This is a genomic window from Rhodanobacter koreensis (genome assembly GCF_054782855.1).
This window is the reverse complement of the sequence record NZ_BAAGRR010000011.1, coordinates 129982-148318: the sequence shown is the minus strand read 5'-3', so window position 1 is coordinate 148318 and position 18337 is coordinate 129982. Positions and strand designations below refer to the sequence as shown.

12 protein-coding genes are annotated in these 18337 nt (G+C 66.0%); 5 read left to right on the top strand and 7 right to left on the bottom strand.

The genetic code is table 11. The features are described 5' to 3' along the window. Nucleotides 1–64: 64 nt before the first annotated feature. The 5 genes from bioD to ACYVKM_RS12950 all read left to right on the top strand — a co-directional run bounded on the left by bioD (nucleotide 65) and on the right by ACYVKM_RS12950 (nucleotide 6717). Nucleotides 65–742, top strand: a complete 678-nt coding sequence (bioD, locus tag ACYVKM_RS12970) for a dethiobiotin synthase (protein ID WP_460878029.1) — start codon at nucleotides 65–67, stop codon at nucleotides 740–742. Nucleotides 743–798: 56 nt separating this feature from the next. After that, on the top strand, nucleotides 799–1146 hold the full coding sequence (locus ACYVKM_RS12965) for a hypothetical protein (protein WP_460878028.1): 348 nt from the start codon (nucleotides 799–801) through the stop codon (nucleotides 1144–1146). Nucleotides 1147–1284: 138 nt separating this feature from the next. Next, nucleotides 1285–3495: a peptidyl-dipeptidase Dcp gene (gene dcp, locus ACYVKM_RS12960; protein WP_460878027.1), complete on the top strand. Its 2211-nt coding sequence runs from the start codon at nucleotides 1285–1287 to the stop codon at nucleotides 3493–3495. A 154-nt stretch (nucleotides 3496–3649) separates the two neighbouring features. After that, entirely contained in the window at nucleotides 3650–5485 is a 1836-nt protein-coding gene (locus ACYVKM_RS12955) for a monovalent cation:proton antiporter-2 (CPA2) family protein (RefSeq protein ID WP_460878026.1), read from the top strand. 98 nt (nucleotides 5486–5583) lie between these two features. Beyond that, nucleotides 5584–6717 (top strand): glycosyltransferase family 9 protein, encoded by a 1134-nt coding sequence (locus ACYVKM_RS12950; protein WP_460878025.1) that lies wholly within the window; start codon nucleotides 5584–5586, stop codon nucleotides 6715–6717. Here ACYVKM_RS12950 and ACYVKM_RS12945 read toward each other — a convergent pair. The 7 genes from ACYVKM_RS12945 to ACYVKM_RS12915 all read right to left on the bottom strand — a co-directional run bounded on the left by ACYVKM_RS12945 (nucleotide 6693) and on the right by ACYVKM_RS12915 (nucleotide 18335). Then, nucleotides 6693–10145: an ankyrin repeat domain-containing protein gene (locus ACYVKM_RS12945; RefSeq protein ID WP_460878024.1), complete on the bottom strand. Its 3453-nt coding sequence runs from the start codon at nucleotides 10143–10145 to the stop codon at nucleotides 6693–6695. The genes ACYVKM_RS12950 and ACYVKM_RS12945 overlap by 25 nt on opposite strands. A 72-nt stretch (nucleotides 10146–10217) precedes the next feature. After that, nucleotides 10218–10511: a YcgL domain-containing protein gene (locus tag ACYVKM_RS12940; protein WP_460878023.1), complete on the bottom strand. Its 294-nt coding sequence runs from the start codon at nucleotides 10509–10511 to the stop codon at nucleotides 10218–10220. A gap of 83 nt (nucleotides 10512–10594) precedes the next feature. Next, nucleotides 10595–12010 (bottom strand): coniferyl aldehyde dehydrogenase, encoded by a 1416-nt coding sequence (locus ACYVKM_RS12935; RefSeq protein ID WP_460878022.1) that lies wholly within the window; start codon nucleotides 12008–12010, stop codon nucleotides 10595–10597. 90 nt (nucleotides 12011–12100) lie between these two features. Next, entirely contained in the window at nucleotides 12101–14614 is a 2514-nt protein-coding gene (locus ACYVKM_RS12930; RefSeq protein ID WP_460878021.1) for a TonB-dependent receptor, read from the bottom strand. Between the two features lie 71 nt (nucleotides 14615–14685). After that, the gene (locus tag ACYVKM_RS12925; protein ID WP_460878020.1) at nucleotides 14686–15894 is read right to left on the bottom strand and encodes an SO2930 family diheme c-type cytochrome; all 1209 of its coding nucleotides are present in this window, start codon (nucleotides 15892–15894) and stop codon (nucleotides 14686–14688) included. Further along, nucleotides 15891–17126, bottom strand: coding sequence for a parallel beta-helix domain-containing protein (locus tag ACYVKM_RS12920; protein WP_460878019.1), 1236 nt, complete (start codon nucleotides 17124–17126; stop codon nucleotides 15891–15893). Before ACYVKM_RS12920 ends, ACYVKM_RS12925 begins: the two co-directional genes overlap by 4 nt. Before the next feature lie 129 nt (nucleotides 17127–17255). Continuing rightward, entirely contained in the window at nucleotides 17256–18335 is a 1080-nt protein-coding gene (locus ACYVKM_RS12915) for an AraC family transcriptional regulator (protein WP_460878018.1), read from the bottom strand. Between the last annotated feature and the right edge of the window lie 2 nt (nucleotides 18336–18337).

The following is an 18337-nucleotide window of genomic DNA, read 5'->3' as shown; positions in this document are numbered from 1 at the left end:
ACCCATCCGCGAGGGCGGACGGAAGTTTTGCAGCAAGCCCCGGCGAGGTATGAGTTTGTCTGGAATGGATCGCAGCGTCTTCATCGCCGGGACCGATACCGGTATCGGCAAGACCCATACGGCGTGCACCTTGCTGCATGCCTTGCGTGCTGCAGGATACACAGCCTGCGGCATGAAACCGGTAGCCAGCGGTTGTGCGGAAACGCCGGAAGGCTTGCGCAACGAGGATGCACTGGCGCTGCAGGCGGCCAGCAGCCACGCGCTGCCGTACGCGCTGATCAATCCGGTGGCATTGCGCGATCCGCTGTCGCCACATCTTGCGGCGGCCCACGAGGGCGTCGAGATCGCGCTGGCGCCGCTGCAGCACGCCTTCGGGCAACTGGTCGACAGTCATCAACGCGTGGTGGTCGAAGGCGTCGGCGGCTGGCTGGTGCCGCTGGCACCGGGACTGTTCGCGTCTGACATCGCCAGGCAATGGCGACTGCCGGTGATCCTGGTGGTCGGGTTGCGGTTGGGTTGTCTCAATCATGCCTTGCTCAGCGCGCGCGCGATCGAGGCTGATGGTTGCCGCCTGCTGGGCTGGATCGGCAATGCCATCGATCCGGCCATGGCGGCGACGGAAGAGAACCTGACGACCCTGCGCGAGCTGTTGCCGGCGCCGTGTCTGGGCGTGCTGCCGCACGGCGTGGCGCCGGTCGTCGCTGCCGCGCAGCTGCATGCCGCCGTGGCGGTCCTGGACTGAGTTCTTTCACATCCGTTGTGCTTGGATGGGCATGGATGCCCATCATCGGAGGCCTTATGGCCCGCAACCACTATTACCTCTCCATCGCCGATCTGGCTCATGCGCGCGGTGCCGACCCGCGCTTTGCCTATGCAGGCGTGGGTCCGAATGACTTTGCTGCCGCGTTGCAGCAATCCCTGCGCGACGATGGCCTGTTCCAGCGCTGGCGTGCCGTGCAGCCGGATCCGGACGCCGTGGACACAAGCCTCGGCGCAACGGATCCCGCGGCGCAGGTGGCCGCCAGGGTCGTCGATCTGCACACCGAGGTCGACCTGGTGACCGACCTGCCGATGAGCGTGGTGCGGCACCGGCTGTATTTGCTGATCGGCGCGGCGTGGCAGCTGCGCGACATGCGGGCGGCCTGAGCCGAAGCCGGTGGCATCGGCCGGAACGATGGTTGATGGCATGACTTGTGGGCTTGGAGAAACCCCCCGGGAATGGGTACAGTCGGAGGTTCCGACTTAACTGTGTCCGACCACGGACGCGCCACTTGGGGAAGCCAGATGCTACGTCTCCGCTTGATTGTGATCGCTACCACGATGGCCCTTGCTGCCTGTTCACAGCAACCTCAGGGGGCCGCTACCTCACCCGCGCCGGCCGCTTCGACGGCTGCCGCCAGCAGCGCCGCACCGGCCGCCACCGCCATGACCAGCAACCCGTTCTTCAGCGCCAGCACCCTGCCGTTCCAGGCACCGCCGTTCGACAAGATCAAGGACGCGGACTATCAGCCGGCGATCGAGGAGGGCATGAAGCAGCAGCTGGCCGAGGTCGAGAAGATCGCTGACAACGCGGACGCGCCGACGTTCGAGAACACCTACGTGGCGATGGAAAAATCCGGCGTCATGCTGAATCGCGTGATGGCCGTGTTCGGTGCCGTCACCGGTGCCAATACCGACGATGCACTGCAGAAGGTGCAGGAGAACGTGGCGCCCGAACTGGCGGCGCACGAGGACGCGATCTATCTCAACAGCAAGCTGTTCCAGCGCGTCGAAGCGGTCTACAACCAGCGCGACACGCTCAAGCTCGATCCGGAATCCGCACGTCTGGTCGAGGTGGTCTACAAGAACTTCGTGCATGCCGGCGCCAAGCTGTCCGACGCCGACAAGGCCAAGCTGAAGGATCTCAACAAGGAAGAATCCACACTCAGCACCGACTTCACCAACAAGCTGCTGGCGGCCACCAAGGACGCCGCGGTGGTGGTCGACGACAAGGCCAAGCTGGCCGGCCTGTCCGATGCCGAGATCGCCGCTGCCGAGCAGGCCGCCAAGGACCGCAAGCTGGACGGCAAATACGTGCTGACCCTGCAGAACACCACGCAGCAACCCGAACTGCAGGACCTGAGCGATCGCGATACCCGCAAGACGCTGTTCGAGGCCTCGTGGAACCGCGCCGAAAAGGGCGATGCCAACGACACCCGCAAGATCATCGAACGGCTGGCGCAGATCCGCGCCGCGCAGGCCAAGCTGCTTGGCTTCCCGAACTATGCGGCGTGGAAGCTGGACGACCAGATGGCGAAGACGCCGGAAACGGCGATGGCCTTCATGGACAAGCTGGCACCTGCCGCCGTGGCTCGCACGAAGAAGGAAGCTGCCGACATCCAGGCGCAGATCGACAAGGACCAGGCCGCACTCAAGCAGTCCAGCTTCAAGCTGGAGCCGTGGGACTGGAACTACTACGCCGAGCAGGTGCGCAAGGCGAAGTACGACCTGGACGAAGGTCAGATCAAGCCGTATTTCGAACTCGACAACGTGCTGCAGAATGGCGTGTTCTACGCGGCCAACCAGCTGTACGGGCTGACCTTCAAGGAGCGTCACGACATCCCGGTTTACCAGCCGGATGTGCGCGTGTTCGAGGTGTTCGACAAGGACGGCAAGTCGATCGCGCTGTTCTACTGCGACTACTTCAAGCGCGACAACAAGAACGGCGGCGCCTGGATGGACAACCTGGTGGGGCAGTCCAAGTTGCTCGGCACCAAGCCGGTGATCTACAACGTCGCCAACTTCAGCAAGCCGGCCGCCGGTCAGCCGGCGCTGCTGTCGTTCGATGACGTGATCACCATGTTCCACGAATTCGGCCATGGCCTGCACGGGATCTTCGCCGACGAGCAGTACCCGACCCTGTCGGGCACCGCCACGGCGCGCGACTTCGTCGAATTCCCGTCGCAGTTCAACGAGCACTGGGCGACCGATCCGAAGGTGTTCGCGAACTACGCGAAGAACTACAAGACCGGCGAGCCGATGCCGCAGGCGCTGGTCGACAAGATGAAGAAGGCCGGCAAGTTCAATAGTGGCTACGCCATGACCGAGCTGACCGCAGCGGCCCTGCTCGACATGAACTGGCACACGCTCGGCGCCGATGCGCCGCTGCAGGACGCCGACCAGTTCGAGACGGCCGCGCTGAAGAAGGACGGCATCGACCTCAGCTACGTGCCGCCGCGTTACCGTTCCAGCTATTTCCAGCACATCTGGGGCAATGGCTACGCCGCCGGTTACTACGCCTATCTGTGGACGCAGATGCTGGCCGACGATGCCTTCATCGGCTTCAAGGACCACGGTGGCCTGACCCGCGAAAACGGCGACCGTTTCCGCGCGATGGTCCTCTCGCGCGGCAACACGGTTGATCTGGCGAAGCTGTACAAGGACTGGCGCGGTCAGGATCCGAGCATCGAGCCGATGCTGGAGAACCGTGGTCTGAAGGAAGCGCCGAAGAAGTAACCGGCATGCCGGGGCAGTCGAATCGCCCTTGCTGCATGACAGGCCCGCCATGTGCGGGCCTGTTTCTTTTCGGGCGCCCGCTGTGATGTTGTCGCCGCACGAAACGTGGTTCCGCGTGGAATAATCAGGCCTCTTCGACACTAATGGCGCACGCGTGGACAGCTCTCATTTCCTGCAGACCGCGGTGGTGTTCCTGCTTGCCACGGTGATCGCGGTGCCGCTGACCAAGCGCTTCCGGCTGGGCTCGGTGCTGGGCTACCTGCTGGCCGGCGTGGTGATCGGGCCGCAGCTGCTGGGCCTGGTCAGCGATACCGAAGGGGTCGCGACGATCTCCGAGTTCGGCGTGGTGCTGATGCTGTTCGTGATTGGCCTGGAGCTGTCGCCGCAGCGGTTGTGGGTGATGCGTCGCCCGGTGTTCGGCACCGGCCTGCTGCAGGTGCTGGCGTGCAGCCTGGCGATCGGCGCCGCGGCGTACTTCCTGTTCGGCCTGCCGGGCAATGCGGCCGCGATCATCGGCGGCAGTCTGGCGTTGTCGTCCACCGCATTTGGGCTGCAGATCCTCGGCGAGCGCAAGGAGGCTGGCTCGGCCTATGGCCGCCAGGCTTTCGCGATCCTGCTGTTCCAGGATCTGGCGGCGATTCCGCTGATTGCCGCGGTGCCGCTGCTGGCCGGTTCGTCGGCCGCACACGGTATCGACCTGCTAGCCATGCTGCGCACCGTCGGTGTGATCGCGGTGGTCATGATCGGTGGCCGTTACCTGCTGCGCCAGGTGTTCCGCTTCGTGGCACGTGCCGATTCGGTGGAGGTGTCCACCGCCACGGCACTGCTGGTGGTGATGGGTACGGCGTTGCTGATGGAGCTGGCGCATGTGTCGACCACACTGGGTGCGTTCCTGGCCGGCGTGCTGCTGGCGGATTCGGAATACCGGCATGAACTCGAATCGCATATCGAGCCATTCAAGGGCCTGCTGCTGGGGTTGTTCTTCATCAGCGTCGGCATGTCGATGGATCTGTCGCTGCTACTGCATGTGCCCCTGCTGGTGCTGGGACTGGTGGCCGCGCTGATGTTGCTGAAAGGCGTGCTGCTGTGGCCGCTCGGACGGCTGCTCGGCGAACTCGATCGAACCGATGCACTGCGGTTGGCGGTGCTGCTGGCCTGTGGCGGCGAGTTTGCCTTCGTGGTGCTGAAACTGGCGGCCGGGCAGCAACTGCTCAGCACGCGACAGGGCAGCCTGCTGGTGCTGGCGATCACCTTGTCGATGGCATTGACGCCCTTGCTGGTAACGCTCGTGGCGAAGCTGGTCGGTGGCAAGTCGCACAAGCCGATGCGCCCGTACGACACGATCGACACCCACACGCCGCGGGTGATCATTGCCGGCTACGGCCGCATGGGGCAGATCGTGGCACGTGTGCTGCGCGCCCAGGGTATTCCGTTCGTGGCACTGGATCATTCGGTCGAGCAGCTCGATCTGGTACAGCGCTTCGGCAACGTCACCGACATTTTCTATGGCGATCCGGCGCGCCCGGAGCTGCTGCGCGCCGCACAGGCGGACAAGGCCGAGGTGTTCGTGCTGGCCAGCGACGATCCCGAATCCAGCCTGCGCGTGGCGCGGGTGGTGCGACGGCAGTATCCGCATCTGAAAATCATTGCCCGGGCGCGCAACCGCCAGCATGTGTGGCGGCTGATGGACCTGGGCGTGGACGAACCGGTGCGCGAGACGCTGTATTCCAGCCTCAAGATGACCCGCAAGGCGCTCGAGGCGCTCGGTCTTGCATCGGAACAGGCAGCTGATCAGGTGGAACGCTTCCGGCGCCAGGATGCGGAACTGATCAAGATGCAGTATGCGGTCTACGATGACGAGGCCAAGCTGATCCAGACCACACGCGAGGCACTCACCGATCTGGAGAAATTGTTCGAGGCCGATGCCGAGCCGGCGGCGGCGCGGATCCGCCGGCGTGATGCCGATGTGCCGCTGACCGGCGACGACTGACTGGGTCGGCTACCCCGCTGCTGGCCGGCAGCGGCGGGTTCGCGGGGTGGGACATGGGCGGCGTCAACCGGTTGCCAGTTCCCACGTTGCTAGGAATCATGCCCGCGACTCACCTCACCGCAGCAGCCAGCCCCGTCGTGATCCGCTTCGGTCGGCTCGGCGACACCATCCTGCTGCAGCCGCTGTTGCATAAACTGCACATGCGCTACGGCCAGCCCTGCCGATTGCTGGCGTTGGGGGACTGGCCGGCGGCGATTTATTCGGCACAGGCCGAAGTGGCCGGCTGCATTCGCCTGAACTCGTTCTATGGGCCAATCTGGATGCATCCGCAGCGTTGGCGTGCGGTGCTGGCATTGCGGCGCCTGCGCGGATCGCCGTTCTACATCAGCGAACCGGTGGAGCGTACGCGGACCAAGGTGCGCCCGATGCTGGCGCTGGCCGGCGTGCCGGCCGAACATTGCACGTTCATCGAAGACATTCCGCTGATCGAGCACGAGCACTGGGTGGACCTGCTGCTGCGCTTCGGCGACACCACGCCGGCAGCATTCCGCGCAACCTGCGCTGAGCCGACGTCGCCCGTTGCCGCCGCACCGCAGCTGCAAGTCAGCGTGGCCGAGCGTGCCGATCGCGATGACTGGTTGCGTGCGCAAGGCCTGAGTGGTCGCCCGCTGGTCCTGCTGCAGCCGGCCAACAAGCGCACGATGCGCTGGAACGGAGTACGTGCCGCCGAGGATGACGACAAGTCGTGGCCGGCTGAACACTGGGCCGCGCTGGCACGCACCATCAGCCACCGTCTGCCGCAGGCGCAGGTGCTGCTTTGCGGCTCGCCGGCCGAGGCGGGTTACCTTGATTTCCTGATGTCGGTCATGGATACGGCGTCACCCAGGATCGAGGCCGCGATCTTGCCGATCGGTCGTCTGAAAGCGTTGCTGGAGATTGCCCACAGCATGGTCTCGGTGGATACCGGACCAGGGCATCTGGCCGCCGCCATGGGCTGCCCGCTGGTGGTGCTTATGGGTTCCCGCGAGCCGCAGCTGTGGACGCCGCGCAGCGGGTCGGGCAGCGACGTGATCGTGCTTGGCGGCCTGCCGTCGATCCGGCGTGTGGACGAGATCGATACGGTCCAGGTGGTGAATGCCTGGCGGGCACTGCGCTGGCGCACTGCCATGGCGACGGCCGCCGAAAGCAGTGCCGAAGCGGGTAGCGTCTATTCGGCCGGTTGCGCCGGCTGACGCAGGGTCTGCCGCACGCTCGGGATGGCACTGCTGCGTGCAGCCAGTTCGTGCGCGATATCCACATAGCCCAACTGGCGCGCCACGTCGGCGGCGGTGCGACCGAATGCGTCGGCCGCGGCGCGGTCGGCACCGCGTGACAGCAGCACGCGCGCCGGCGGCAGCAGGGCGTGCATGGCGCAGGCGTGCAGGGCGGTGACACCGCGCTGGTCGGCATGCTCGACCAGCGCGCCGGCGTCGAGCAGCAATGGCACCAGCGCACCGATATGGGTGGCGTCGCACTCGACGCCAGGACGTAGTTGCGCGCCCAGCAGCAGCAGCAGCGGAGTCTTGCCCTCGCTGTCCGCGCGGTTGATGTCGGCGCCGCGCTTGAGCAGACCGTCGAACAGGCGTCGCGCACGCAGGCTGTCGCTGTGCTCGAAGCCGAACTGCGCGGCGGCATGCAGCGCAGTGCGACCACCGGCGTCGACCGCGTTGACGTCGGCGCCGGCATCGAGCAGCCGCTCGGCGATTTCCGGATAACCCATCGCGGCGGCGACCATCAGGGCGGTGGCATCGTTCGGCAGGCGCTGGTCGGCGCCGACGTGATGCTCCAGCAACAGCTCGACGAGTGCCTCGCGCCGCGCGGCGACCGCCGCAGCCAGCGGTGTCACACCACTGTTGGCGGCCAGCGCCGGATCGGCACCGGCCGCGAGCAGACAGGCGGCGATCTCGCGATGACCGGCGCCACATGCGCGCAGCAGCGCCGAGGCACCCTGTTCGTCGCGCGTATCGACGGTGAAGCCCAGCTCCAGCAGCCGTTGCACGGTGGCCAGTGCGCCGGCCGCCGCGGTGACCGGGAGATCGTCGGCACGCAGCGGGCGGTTCGGCCGTGGCCAGTCGCGCCAGTCCAGCCAGCGCTCCACCGCCGGATGCTCCAGCGCCAGTCCCAGCGGCGTCTCGCCATTGGCGTCGGCCGCTTCCGGGTTGGCGCCGTAGGCAATCAGCGTGCGTACCAGCGGCAGTGCCTGTGCACCGTGTTCGAGCGCGGCAAACAGCGGAGTGCGACCGTCGCGGTCGCGGGTGTTCGGATCGCAGCCGCGTGCCAGCAGTGCCTGCAGCAGGTCGAGCTGGGCATTGACCACGGCCAGGTGCAGCGGGGTGCGTTCGCGCGCGTCCGGACCGAACGGATCGGCGCCGCGTTCGAGCAGGTTCAACGGCAACGCGGCACCTTGCACCGTGCCGTTCAAGCGCGCCAGCGCCTGGGCCAGCAGACCGGTGCCGGCCGGGCTGGCACCGTTTTGCAGCAGGTCATCAATCGCTTCGGTCGAGTTCGGCAGCTGCTGCAGCAAGGCATCGAACAGACGCCGGCCCAGGGGCGGCAGTGCGGGTGTTTCACCGGTGTCGGCATCGTCGAGTCGCGGTGCTTCCAGTCGTGCCTCGGCGTCGAGACCGTGTTCGAGCAGCCAGCGGCGGGCCGCGGCGAGACCCGGTGTGGCCAGATCCAGATACAGCTGCGCCAGTTGTGCCTGTGGCCATTCGCGCACGCGTTCGGCGAAGCCCGATACGATCGCCCAGTGCCCGAAGCGCAGCGCATCCAGCAAGTGTGCCGGGGTGTCCGCACCTTCGGTCAGCACATCGTGGCTGAGGCTGGCCGGCAACGGCGTGTCCGGATCGAGCAGCGCGACCAGGTCCCAGCGGCCTGCGGCGGCGGCATGATCCAGCGCGCTGCGGCCATCGCTGCCGGGCGCCTTCGGTTCGGCGCCCAGCGCGAGCAGCGCACGCACGGTTTCGCCTTGCGCGTGCGGTGACTGGCAGGCGAGGGTGAGTGCGTCGCGGCCATGCTGGTCGCGCACGCGCGCATCGGGCTGTGCCTCGGCCAGCAGTTGCACGATGCCGCCGGCACCAGCGCGGGCAGCCTCCATCAAGGCCGTGCTGCCGTGCCGGTCGATCAGATTGACGTCGGCACCCGCCGTGCACAGCACGCGGGCGATCTGCTCGTGACCTTCGGCAGCGGCGCTCAGCAGTGCATGGCGATGGCGCGCGTCCACGGCATTCACCGCGGCGCGGTGCTTGAGCAACAGTTTGACCCCGGTGACATCGTCGTCGGCGATGCCGGCGGCGGCGACCAAGGCCGGCTCACCATCGGCTGGCGCCGGTTTGGCGCCGTGTTCCAGCAGAAACTTCGCCAGCGGCCAGTTGGCGGCGCGACAGGCGGTGGCCAGCGGGCTGACGCCGGCCTGGTTCACTGCGTTGATCGGTGCGGCGGCATCCAGCAACATGGCCGCCACGCCCGGTTCGGCGCTGAGCACCGCGCCATGCAGCGCGGTATTGCCTTCGGCATCCGTGGCCAGCGGGCTGGCGCCATTGGCGAGCAGGGTCAGCACAGCCTCGGCGCGGCCGTGCCAGCTGTCGCGGGTGGCCGCCAGCAATGGCGTGAGACCGCCGGTGGCGCGATTCACGTCGGCACCCTTGGCGATCAGCGCACGCAGCAGGCGCGTATCGGGCAGCAATGCGGCCAGCATCAGCACCGGACGCTGATCGCGATCCTCGGCGGCAGGTGCGGTATCGGGATCGGCGCCGGCTTCGACGAGTGCCAGTGCACGTTCGATATCGCCATCGCGGGTGGCGACCAGCAAGGCCTCGGCCTGCTCGGGCGTACCGGCAGTGCGTTCTTCCTCGGTCAGCACCGGTCGCGGGGCACTCATGTTTCCCACTGCTGCAGTTCGGGCCTGGTCGTCACGCCGACGCGGCTGGTGCCGCTCGCACAACAGCGCACGCAAGGTGCGGTTGGCAATGACCAGGCAACCCAGCGGCAGCAGCACGATGCCATACAGCGCCAGCGCGGCGATGCGTGGTTCGGATGGCAGCACGCCGACCAGGCCGGTCAGCGCGATCGCACCGAACGCCAGCGTGAGCAAGGCCAGCGCCGCGGGCAGGAAATGGCTGAAGAACCGCTCCTCGTGCGACAGATGTCGCCCGAATGCGATGCTGCGCAAGGTCGCCGTGAAGATCCACGAACCATCGCGCTGGCTCGGATAGGCGTCGTCCCACACGAATACCAGACCAAACGCGGGCCACAGGCGCCACAGTGCCACCAGCGCCAGCACCAGCGCGGCAGCCAGCAGCAGCACTGCACCGAGGCTGGGTGCCTGGCTCAGTTGCAGCATCGGCCACGCGACCAGGACGAACACCAACGCGGTATAGCCGGTGAACATAACCAGATGAGCGGCGCCACGACGGAACACCGTGCGGAAGAAGTGCGGCTCGGGATCGAAGCCGATGGCATGACAGATCGCCGCCATGGTCAGCGCATTGGCCAGCAATAACGGAATCAGCGTCAATGGATGCGTGGCCAAGCCGGCGGCAGCGACCGCGATAAGTCCCGGAATGAACCAGGCAAGGGCTTGCAGTAATGGCGGGCGGCGGCGCGATTTGGGCTGGGTCATGGCGACAGTATAGAAATCGTTGGATGTGCAGACGGTAACCGAGTGTTAACCCCATCGACATATTCGCGCGATTCACTCGCCTCGATCGTTCCGGGGAGAGTGCTGGTAGGCGGGGTGGTTGGCCGAGGCCAGGGTCTCCTGCGGTGGCAACTGCAGATGCCAGCCCTGCGTGCGCAGATGTTCGAGTACCTGGGCAGCATCCTCGACCGGCAGCTTGCGCTGCTCGTCCAGTGACACCTCCATCACGAAGCGCAACTCGCCCAGCAACAGCACCAGTGATTCGGGCAAGACGTCGAACCCGTCGCGCTGCGCCAGCCACAGGTAGCTGTCGTGCTTGCGCAGACTGGCATAGACAAAACACTGCATGGCGATACCTGCCTGGAACGCATGGCGGGACGAAGCCCGGAGCATTCACGAGGGTAGCAGGAGCGCGGACGAACCGCGCCGTTTCAGCCGCGTTTCAGCAGCAGGCCCAGCATGCGCTTGAAGCGTGCGCCGTACGGCGGGTTGAGCAGGCCGACGCCGTTGAAGCGAGCCTGCCGGAACACCGGCTTCAGATGCGAGAACGTGCGGAAGCCGGCTTCGCCGTGATAACCGCCCATGCCCGAGGCGCCAACGCCACCGAATGGCAGGCCATGCTGGGCGATGTGAAACAGCGTGTCGTTGAGGCTGACGCCTCCGGCCACGGTGCGTGCCAGCACGCGGTCGATCAACGCCTGATCCTGCTCGAACAGATACAGCGCCAGTGGATGCGGATGCGCGGTGACGTAGGCGATCGCCTCATCCAGGTTGTCGTACGGCACCAGCGGCAGCAAGGGGCCGAAGATCTCTTCCTGCATCACGGTCATCGTGTCGTTGACACCGGTCAACAGCACCGGCGACAGCCGACGCGGTTGCGTGTTGCCTGCGGTCTCGTCACCCAAGGTTTCGACACGCGCGCCGGCGGCCACCGCGCCGTCACGCAGCGCGGCAATGCGCTCGTATTGGCGATCGGAGACGATGCTGGTGTATTGCGCGTTCTCCCCCAGCTTGGGGTACAGCCGGCTAGCGGCAGTGCGAGCTGCAGCAACGAAATCCGCCACCTGCGAACGGGGCAGCAGCACGTAGTCGGGCGCGATGCAGGTCTGCCCGGCATTGACCAGCTTGCCGAACAGGATGCGTTCCACTGCATGCTCGAAACGCGCGCCGGGCCCGATGATCGCCGGCGACTTGCCGCCCAGCTCGAGCGTCACCGGGGTCAGGTTGGCGGACGCGGCGCGCATCACATGGTGGCCGACCGCGGTGGAGCCGGTGAACAGCAGGTGGTCGAACGGCAGCGCGGAAAAGGCCTGCGCCACGGCCGCATCGCCAGTCACCACAGCGACTTCGTCGGGCTGGAAATAGCGGGCTACCTGTTCGGCGAACAGCGCCGAGAAGCGCGGCGTGAACTCGCTCATCTTCAGCATCGCGCGATTGCCGGCGACCAGCGCGTCGACCAGCGGGCCGACCGCCAGATACAGCGGGTAATTCCACGGCACGATGATGCCGATCACGCCGAGTGGCTGTGGGCGCAGTTCGGTGCGTGCGGGCAGGAACGCCAGGCCGGCCAGCCGGCGCCGTGGCTTCATCCAGCGCCGGCCGTGGCCGAGTGCATGGCGGACCGCCGACAGGCTGGGGAACAGTTCCAGCAGGTCGGTTTCCTCGCGCGGACGGCAGCCGAAGTCGGCATTGATCGCCACCGCGAAGGCCTCGCGCTGTTCGAGCAGCATCTTCTCCAGCGTACGCAGCCTGGTGGCGCGCGCAGGCCACTCCGGCATGGGCTCGGCGCGCTGGGCGGTGCGCAGGAGCTGCAGACGCTGGCTGAGGTCGGTTGCGGAATCGATCATGAAGGCCACTTGTGTGAAGAGTTGCAGCATGCGCCCATGCAGCGGAAATGTGCGTGAGGACGAGCCGCGTGGCTGCGCCGGTAGCCGATGTCAGAACTTCGCACGCAGTTCGACGCCCCACATGCGTGGCGGCGTGATGTTCGCGTAAGCCGAGCCCAGTGGCGCCGCAGTATTGTCGACACCGGTGACGTAGCGCTTGTCGAGCAGGTTGGTGACAAAGATGCCGACGCCCCAGTGATCGCCCGGTGCATTCCAGTCCAGCCGCATGTCGACGCTCTGCTGCGCACTGCCGACGCTGAAGTTGGGGCTGACCTGACACGTGCCCTGCAGTATCGAATCGCTGTTGCAGCGGGACTTGCCGCGATAGCCGTAGGAGGCGTCGTAGACCAGGCTGCCATTGAACACCTGCGGCAGGGTATAGCTGAGGGTGGCGGCGCCGGAGAAGCGGGGCGTACCTGTGGGCTGGCCAGCTAGGTTCTTGCCGTCGGGGGCGATGTAATGGGTATAGATCGAATCGATGAAGGCGCCGTTCAGCCCCAGGCGCAGGTCATCGAGCGGTGCCCACTGCAGTTCGGCCTCCAGGCCGCGGGCGTGCTGGTCGCTGGTGCTGGTGACGTATTCCGGAATGCCGTTGGTGCCAGCTGTGGCCGGTTGGAGCACCAGGGCCTGCAGGTTGTTGTAGGTGTAGTAGTAGCCGGTCACGTTGAACAGCAGGCGCTGGTCGGGGAACACGGTCTTGATGCCGGCCTCGTAGTTGGTGACATGTTCAGGCGCGTAGATCGAGTTGAACTCCAGCGCGTTGTAGCCACCGGCCTTGTAGCCCTTGGTGACCGAGGCATAGGCCATCACGTTCGGAGTGAAGTGGTAGTCCAGCACGACGCGCGGGCTGAAGTCGCGCCAGCTGTTGCGGGCTTGCGCCAATACACCGACCGGGGCGCCGGTGGCGGCATTGAAGATCTGGTTTTGCTGGAACACGCTGGGGTCGATGCCGGCGAGTTGCAGCAGCGGTGCCAGTCCGGCCAGGGTGGCATCCAGCTGGGGCGCGTAGCGGGTCGGGTTGAACCAGCTGAATTGCTTCTGGTCGAGCGTGTAACGCGCACCGGTGGTGAGGTTGAGGTTGTCGGTGAGGTGCCAGATCACGTCGCCATAGGCGGCATAGGCAGTGATGTTCTCGTCGTTGCGGACCTCTTCGAGCCACGGGTTGCCGAGCAGGTGGTACTGCCCGTAGCCGAACAGCGGCAACAGCGAGTCGTAGTAGGCGAAGGTGCCCGTCGGCGTCAGTGCACCGCTGTTCAAGCCGAGCGTATCCAGGGTGTTGGTGTTGGTGCCGACCTGGCTGATCTGGCGCGCCTGCTCGTGATAGAAGCTGGTGCCGGCAACCCAGTCGACCAGGTCGGTGTTGCCGGACAGCTTGAACTCCTGGTACCAGCTGTTGTTGTGCTCGATGTTGGCGGTGGTGAGGTAGGTATCGATGTTGCTGGTGCCGTCGTAGTCGCCGAGGTTGAAGGTGTCGAAGTTGCGCCATGCCGTGGTCGAGGTGAAGCTGCCCCAGCTGAAGGAGTGGTCCACGGTCAGCGTGGCGCCGTCGAAGCGGCGCGTTTCGGCCGCACCCACCGCATCGTTGTACAGCGGCGCATGCAAGGGATTGAGGTAGGTCAGGGGGTCGGCCGGGAAGGGGGGCACCAGGCCGGTCAACGGGGCGGGGCGGGGCACATAGCTGGAAAGCGGCACCAGGCCGAATGCCGGCTGCGGTGGCTGCTTGAGCTGTTCGTGGTCCCACGAGAGCAGTACGCGCGTATCCGGCGTGATGTTCCAGCGGTATACCGCGCGGGTGCCCCAGTCGTCGTTCTTGCCATAGTGCTGACCGGTCGCCTGGTCCTTGACCCAGCCGTCGCTCTGGTTGTCCAGCACGCTCACGCGCAGTGCCATGTCGTTGTTCAGCGGGATGTTCACCAGCACATCGCCGTAGCGCTCTCCGTAATTGCCGTAGCGCAGAGTGCCCGTTGCCTCGAACTTGTCGCTCGGTTCGTTGGTGACGATCGATATCGCGCCTGCCGCGGAATTGCGGCCGAACAGGGTGCCTTGCGGGCCTTTCAGCACCTCGATGCGCGCAATGTCGTTGAACGCCAGCAACGCGCCGCCGGAGCGTGCGGCATAGACGCCATCGATATAGACGCCGACCGCCGGTTCGGTGCCGATGCCGAACCCGCTGCCGCCGATGCCGCGCAGTGAATAGGAGGGCTGGGTCGGCTGGCCCGCGCTGACCACCAGGCCGGGCACGAAGATGTCCATCTTGCTCATGTCGGTGGCAGCCAGCGTGTCCACCTCCTTTGCCGTGATGATCTGCAGCGGGATCGGCACCGACTGCATCTCCTGCGAGCGGCTCTGCGCCGTCACCGTCACGTTGCCGAGCAGCTTCGCCTCGGCGACCTTGGCCTTGCTGTCATGCGCCTGGCCAGGCGTGGTGGCCGTGCTGCTGGTGGCATTGTCCTGTGGAGCAGGGTCGGCGGCGATGGCCAGCGACGGGCCGCACAGAAGCAGCGTACTGGCGCCCAGCAACAACCGGCGCAAGGCGATCGAAAGTGGATGTTGACGCATGCTCATGCCGTGCTCCCCATGCATGGAATGCCCGCGCCAGGTCTGGCCGCGGTGCTGTTGGTTTGTGTGTCAGGTGTTCAATGCAGTACCACGCAAGTGCCCGGCAGTGCCGCGATCCAGGCCTTGATCAGCGCGACTCCCTCTCGGTGTACGGTACTGCGCCCGATCTCCGGCATCATCGTGCCCGGTTCGGTCGACGAAAGCCGGAACGGGATGATCGAATCATCCGGCTTGCCCGGCACGATGTCGAAGAAGTGGTCGCCGGTGCCCTGGCCGGCGGCGGTGGGCGGCTTGCAGATACCCAGGCGGTGATCCTCGGGCGTCCCGTAGATCAGCGACAGGCCCGTGGTGTTGGCCGCGCCATGCGGGTTGTGGCAGTGGCCGCAGTTGATGTCGAGATAGGCGCGCGCACGCGCATCCAGCGGCGCCTTCGGGTCGGCCCAGTTCGCGTCGCGCGGAACCTGGTCCAGCGCCGGTGCATCGCTGAGGTAGCCGACCTTGATCAGATGTTCGAGCTGATTCTGCTCGCCGTCGGCGTAGTGGTAGTCCTTGTTGATGTGACGTGCCTTCGGGCCGATCGGATGCACCTTGCGGTCGATCCAGTCCTGCGCATGGCAGCTGGCGCACTGGCTCTCGTCGGGCACCACGTAGTTGAAGTCCTCGCGCGCGGGCACGCCGGCGTTGCTGTCGCCGGTGGCGACCAGGGTCAGCGGGATCACCGCGCCGGTGCGCGCCAGCGTGGCTTCGGTCTGCGCGTCGTTCCACACGTAGGGAATGGCCGCCCAGCCTTCCTTGCGATGCACCAGGATGCGCGTCTCGATCAGATGCACGCGGGACAGGTCGAGTCCCTGCCCGGCGAAGTCGTGCGAATAGTCGTCGGTGCGCGCCACGTCGGTGAACTTGCCGTCGCCGGTGCGGCCTTCATCAGGCCTGGGGTAATAGAACGTCTTGCTGATCACCGTGCCGACCGGGAAATCGAGCGTGTCGACCGGCTCGTATTTCGCGGTCACTCCCTTCGGCATCCAGATCGTGCGCAGCTTGTGCGCGTAGTCGGTGAACAGCGGCGTGTTGAGGTCGTACGGCACCACTCCCTGGTTGAGCTCAAGCTTGCCGTCATGCACCTCGACCACATGCCAGTCGCTGAGCTTCGGTGGCCGGCCATCGGCGTGGAACGCCACCGGCGGCATGCCGCGCTGGCAGGCGACCAGGAGCAGGGCAAGCAGGGGCAGCGCCTGTTTCATGAACTTCTTCAGCACGAACTTCACCCACACGAACGGCAGCCTCACACCTTGGGTTCCGGATTCAGCACCACCGGCGGCAGCTTGGGCAGGGTGCATGCGAACGGCTTCATGTCCTTGCTCGGGTTCTTGTAGTCGTGCGGGCCATCCGCATCGAGGACGCCGTTGACGTCCTGGATGCAGATGCGATCGGCTGCCGGTGGCAGGCCGTCGACCAGGTCCTTGGGGTCGACGTAGCCGTCCCACAGCACGTCGGGGAAGCCGCCGGTGAGGCCGTACATCGCGGTCTTCAGCGTCTTCAGCTTGAGCCCGTCGGGCGAATCGCCGCCGCCCTTGAGGCGGTTGCCGTAGACGAAGATGCCCTTCGGGTACGGGTTGTAGTCGGCGGCCACGCCGCGGGTGTTGTAGTAGTTGGTGGAGAAGTAGCTGGCGATGATGATGTTCGCGGTCTGGTTGTCGGCGATGTCGTTGTCGAAGATCTCCACCTTGTCGTTCGAGTTCACCACCACGCCGGAACCTGCCGGCACGCTGGCCACCGCCGCGCCCTTGGCGGCGAAGTTGCCGGTGTTGTTGGCGAACACCTTGTTCTTGAACACGCGCGTGGCTTCGCCATGCAGCGACAGGTTCGGCATGTTGAAGACCAGGATGCCACCGGTGTTCTTGGTCGCGGTGTTGTCGTAGACATCGGCATTGACCGAGTTCTCGATCTCGATGCCGGCCACGTTCTGTTCGGCGCGATTGCGCCTGACGATGATGTCGTGCGACTGGCCGACGTAGATGCCGGCGTCGGATGCACCGATCACCACCGAGTCCTCGACCAGCACGTTCTGCGTCTTCACCGGGTACAGGCCGTAGGCACCGTTGGTGGTCTGTGGGCCATTGGTCCACTCGATGCGTACGCCATGGATCGTGATGTTCTTGCCCTGGTTGATCTTCAGCGCGTCGCCCTTGGTGTCCTCGATCGCCAGGTTCTCGATGGTGAAATCGTTGGCGTTGACCAGCAGGCCCTCGGGGCCGACGACCTGGCCCTTGAACGACAGCACGGTCTTGTCCATGCCGGCACCGCGAATGGTGACGCCGTCGGTGCGCAGGCTGAGGCCGCGCTTGAGCGAATAATGCCCGGCGGGGATCTCGATCACGCTGCCGGGCTTGGCATCCAGCAACTGTTCCTGCAGCTTGGCCTCGAAACTGGCGTCGCCGGCATTCTGCGGAGCCGGTTCGTGGTTGCCGCAACCGGCAATGGCCGCGCCGAGCGCGATGGTGATGAACAACTTGCGCATGATCGTGAACTCCCCAGTCAGATCCGCTGCCATGATGGATTCCACTGTCGCCCAATCCACCCCGTCGGGGGAGGGCAAAACGGCCAGGAGACGGGGGGCAATCCGGCCAGAATGCGGCCTGATGGGTAATCAGGCCGCCGCGCGGCGGGCTTCCTGCGGCGGCATGCCGGTCCAGCGCTTGAAGGCGCGGCGGAACTCGCGCGGATCGCTGAAGCCGACCTCGTTGCCGATCTCCGCCACGCTCAGTTTGCCGGCCTGCAGCAGTTGCAGTGCGCGTTCGGCACGCACGCGGTCGTGGATCTCGCGGAAGATGCGGCCGCTCTCGGCCAGCTTGCGGCGCAAGGAGCGTTCGCTGAGGTGGAGCGTGCGGGCCACGTCATACAGCTTGGGCGGCTGGCGCAACTGGCCGCGCAGCAGGCGTTCTACGGCGGCGACGATCTCCTGGTGAGCGATGCTGCCGCCGGGTCGTTGTTGCATGCACAGCGCCAGCGCCTGCCGCGCCGTGAGCGGATTGTGGCCGGGCAGTTCCCGTCCCAGCCATTGCACATCCACCAGCACGCGGTTGAGCGGGGTACCGAACTGCAGTTCGCACTGGAACAGTTCGGCATAGGCCTGCACATGTGCAGGCTGTGGATAGCTCAGTTCCAGCCGCACGGGATTGAACGATGCGCCGAGCAGCTGTCGCGCGATCGCCAGCGAGCTGGCGAACAGTTCCTCGCACAGGAACGGCAGCAGGGCCGCATCGCTGAAGCGCGGCCACGCGACGACCGCCACCTGGTGTTCGTTGACCACTTCGAAGGTGACGTCGAGCAGGCTGCCGCAGACCTTGTGGTATTCGATACCCACGCCCATGGCTTCGCCGAAGGTGCGCGCGGTCATCATGGCGAGGCCAAGCAGGCCGAAGCTGCCCAGCGTCTCGGTGCGCCCGACGCTCAGGCCTAGGCCGGGTTCGCCGATCACCTGCAAGGCACGGCGTACCACCATGCTCGCCTGCCGGTAGGAGACACGCAGCGCCGGATCGCTGAGCTGGCGCCGGTCCAGGCCAAGCCCGGCGAACCAGTCGTCGCAGGCGATGCCACGCGAGGCAGCCAGCTCGGTCAGATACACCAGCACGTTCGGCGGAATCTCGGCCGCGGTGTAACGCGGGTCATCAGCCAGCGAAGGGCTGATGGCGTGATGCAGGCCGATCATGGTGGCGGGACGAGCCATGG

Bases quoted from the DNA above. Each gene is read 5' to 3' on its own strand.
- dcp (WP_460878027.1), top strand. From the start codon at position 1,285: ATGCTACGTCTCCGCTTGATTGTGATCGCTACCACGATGGCCCTTGCT.
- ACYVKM_RS12945 (WP_460878024.1), bottom strand. From the start codon at position 10,145: ATGACCCAGCCCAAATCGCGCCGCCGCCCGCCATTACTGCAAGCCCTT.
- ACYVKM_RS12935 (WP_460878022.1), bottom strand. From the start codon at position 12,010: ATGATCGATTCCGCAACCGACCTCAGCCAGCGTCTGCAGCTCCTGCGC.
- bioD (WP_460878029.1), top strand. From the start codon at position 65: ATGGATCGCAGCGTCTTCATCGCCGGGACCGATACCGGTATCGGCAAG.
- ACYVKM_RS12940 (WP_460878023.1), bottom strand. From the start codon at position 10,511: ATGCAGTGTTTTGTCTATGCCAGTCTGCGCAAGCACGACAGCTACCTG.
- ACYVKM_RS12915 (WP_460878018.1), bottom strand. From the start codon at position 18,335: ATGGCTCGTCCCGCCACCATGATCGGCCTGCATCACGCCATCAGCCCT.
- ACYVKM_RS12930 (WP_460878021.1), bottom strand. From the start codon at position 14,614: ATGAGCATGCGTCAACATCCACTTTCGATCGCCTTGCGCCGGTTGTTG.
- ACYVKM_RS12965 (WP_460878028.1), top strand. From the start codon at position 799: ATGGCCCGCAACCACTATTACCTCTCCATCGCCGATCTGGCTCATGCG.
- ACYVKM_RS12950 (WP_460878025.1), top strand. From the start codon at position 5,584: ATGCCCGCGACTCACCTCACCGCAGCAGCCAGCCCCGTCGTGATCCGC.
- ACYVKM_RS12920 (WP_460878019.1), bottom strand. From the start codon at position 17,126: ATGCGCAAGTTGTTCATCACCATCGCGCTCGGCGCGGCCATTGCCGGT.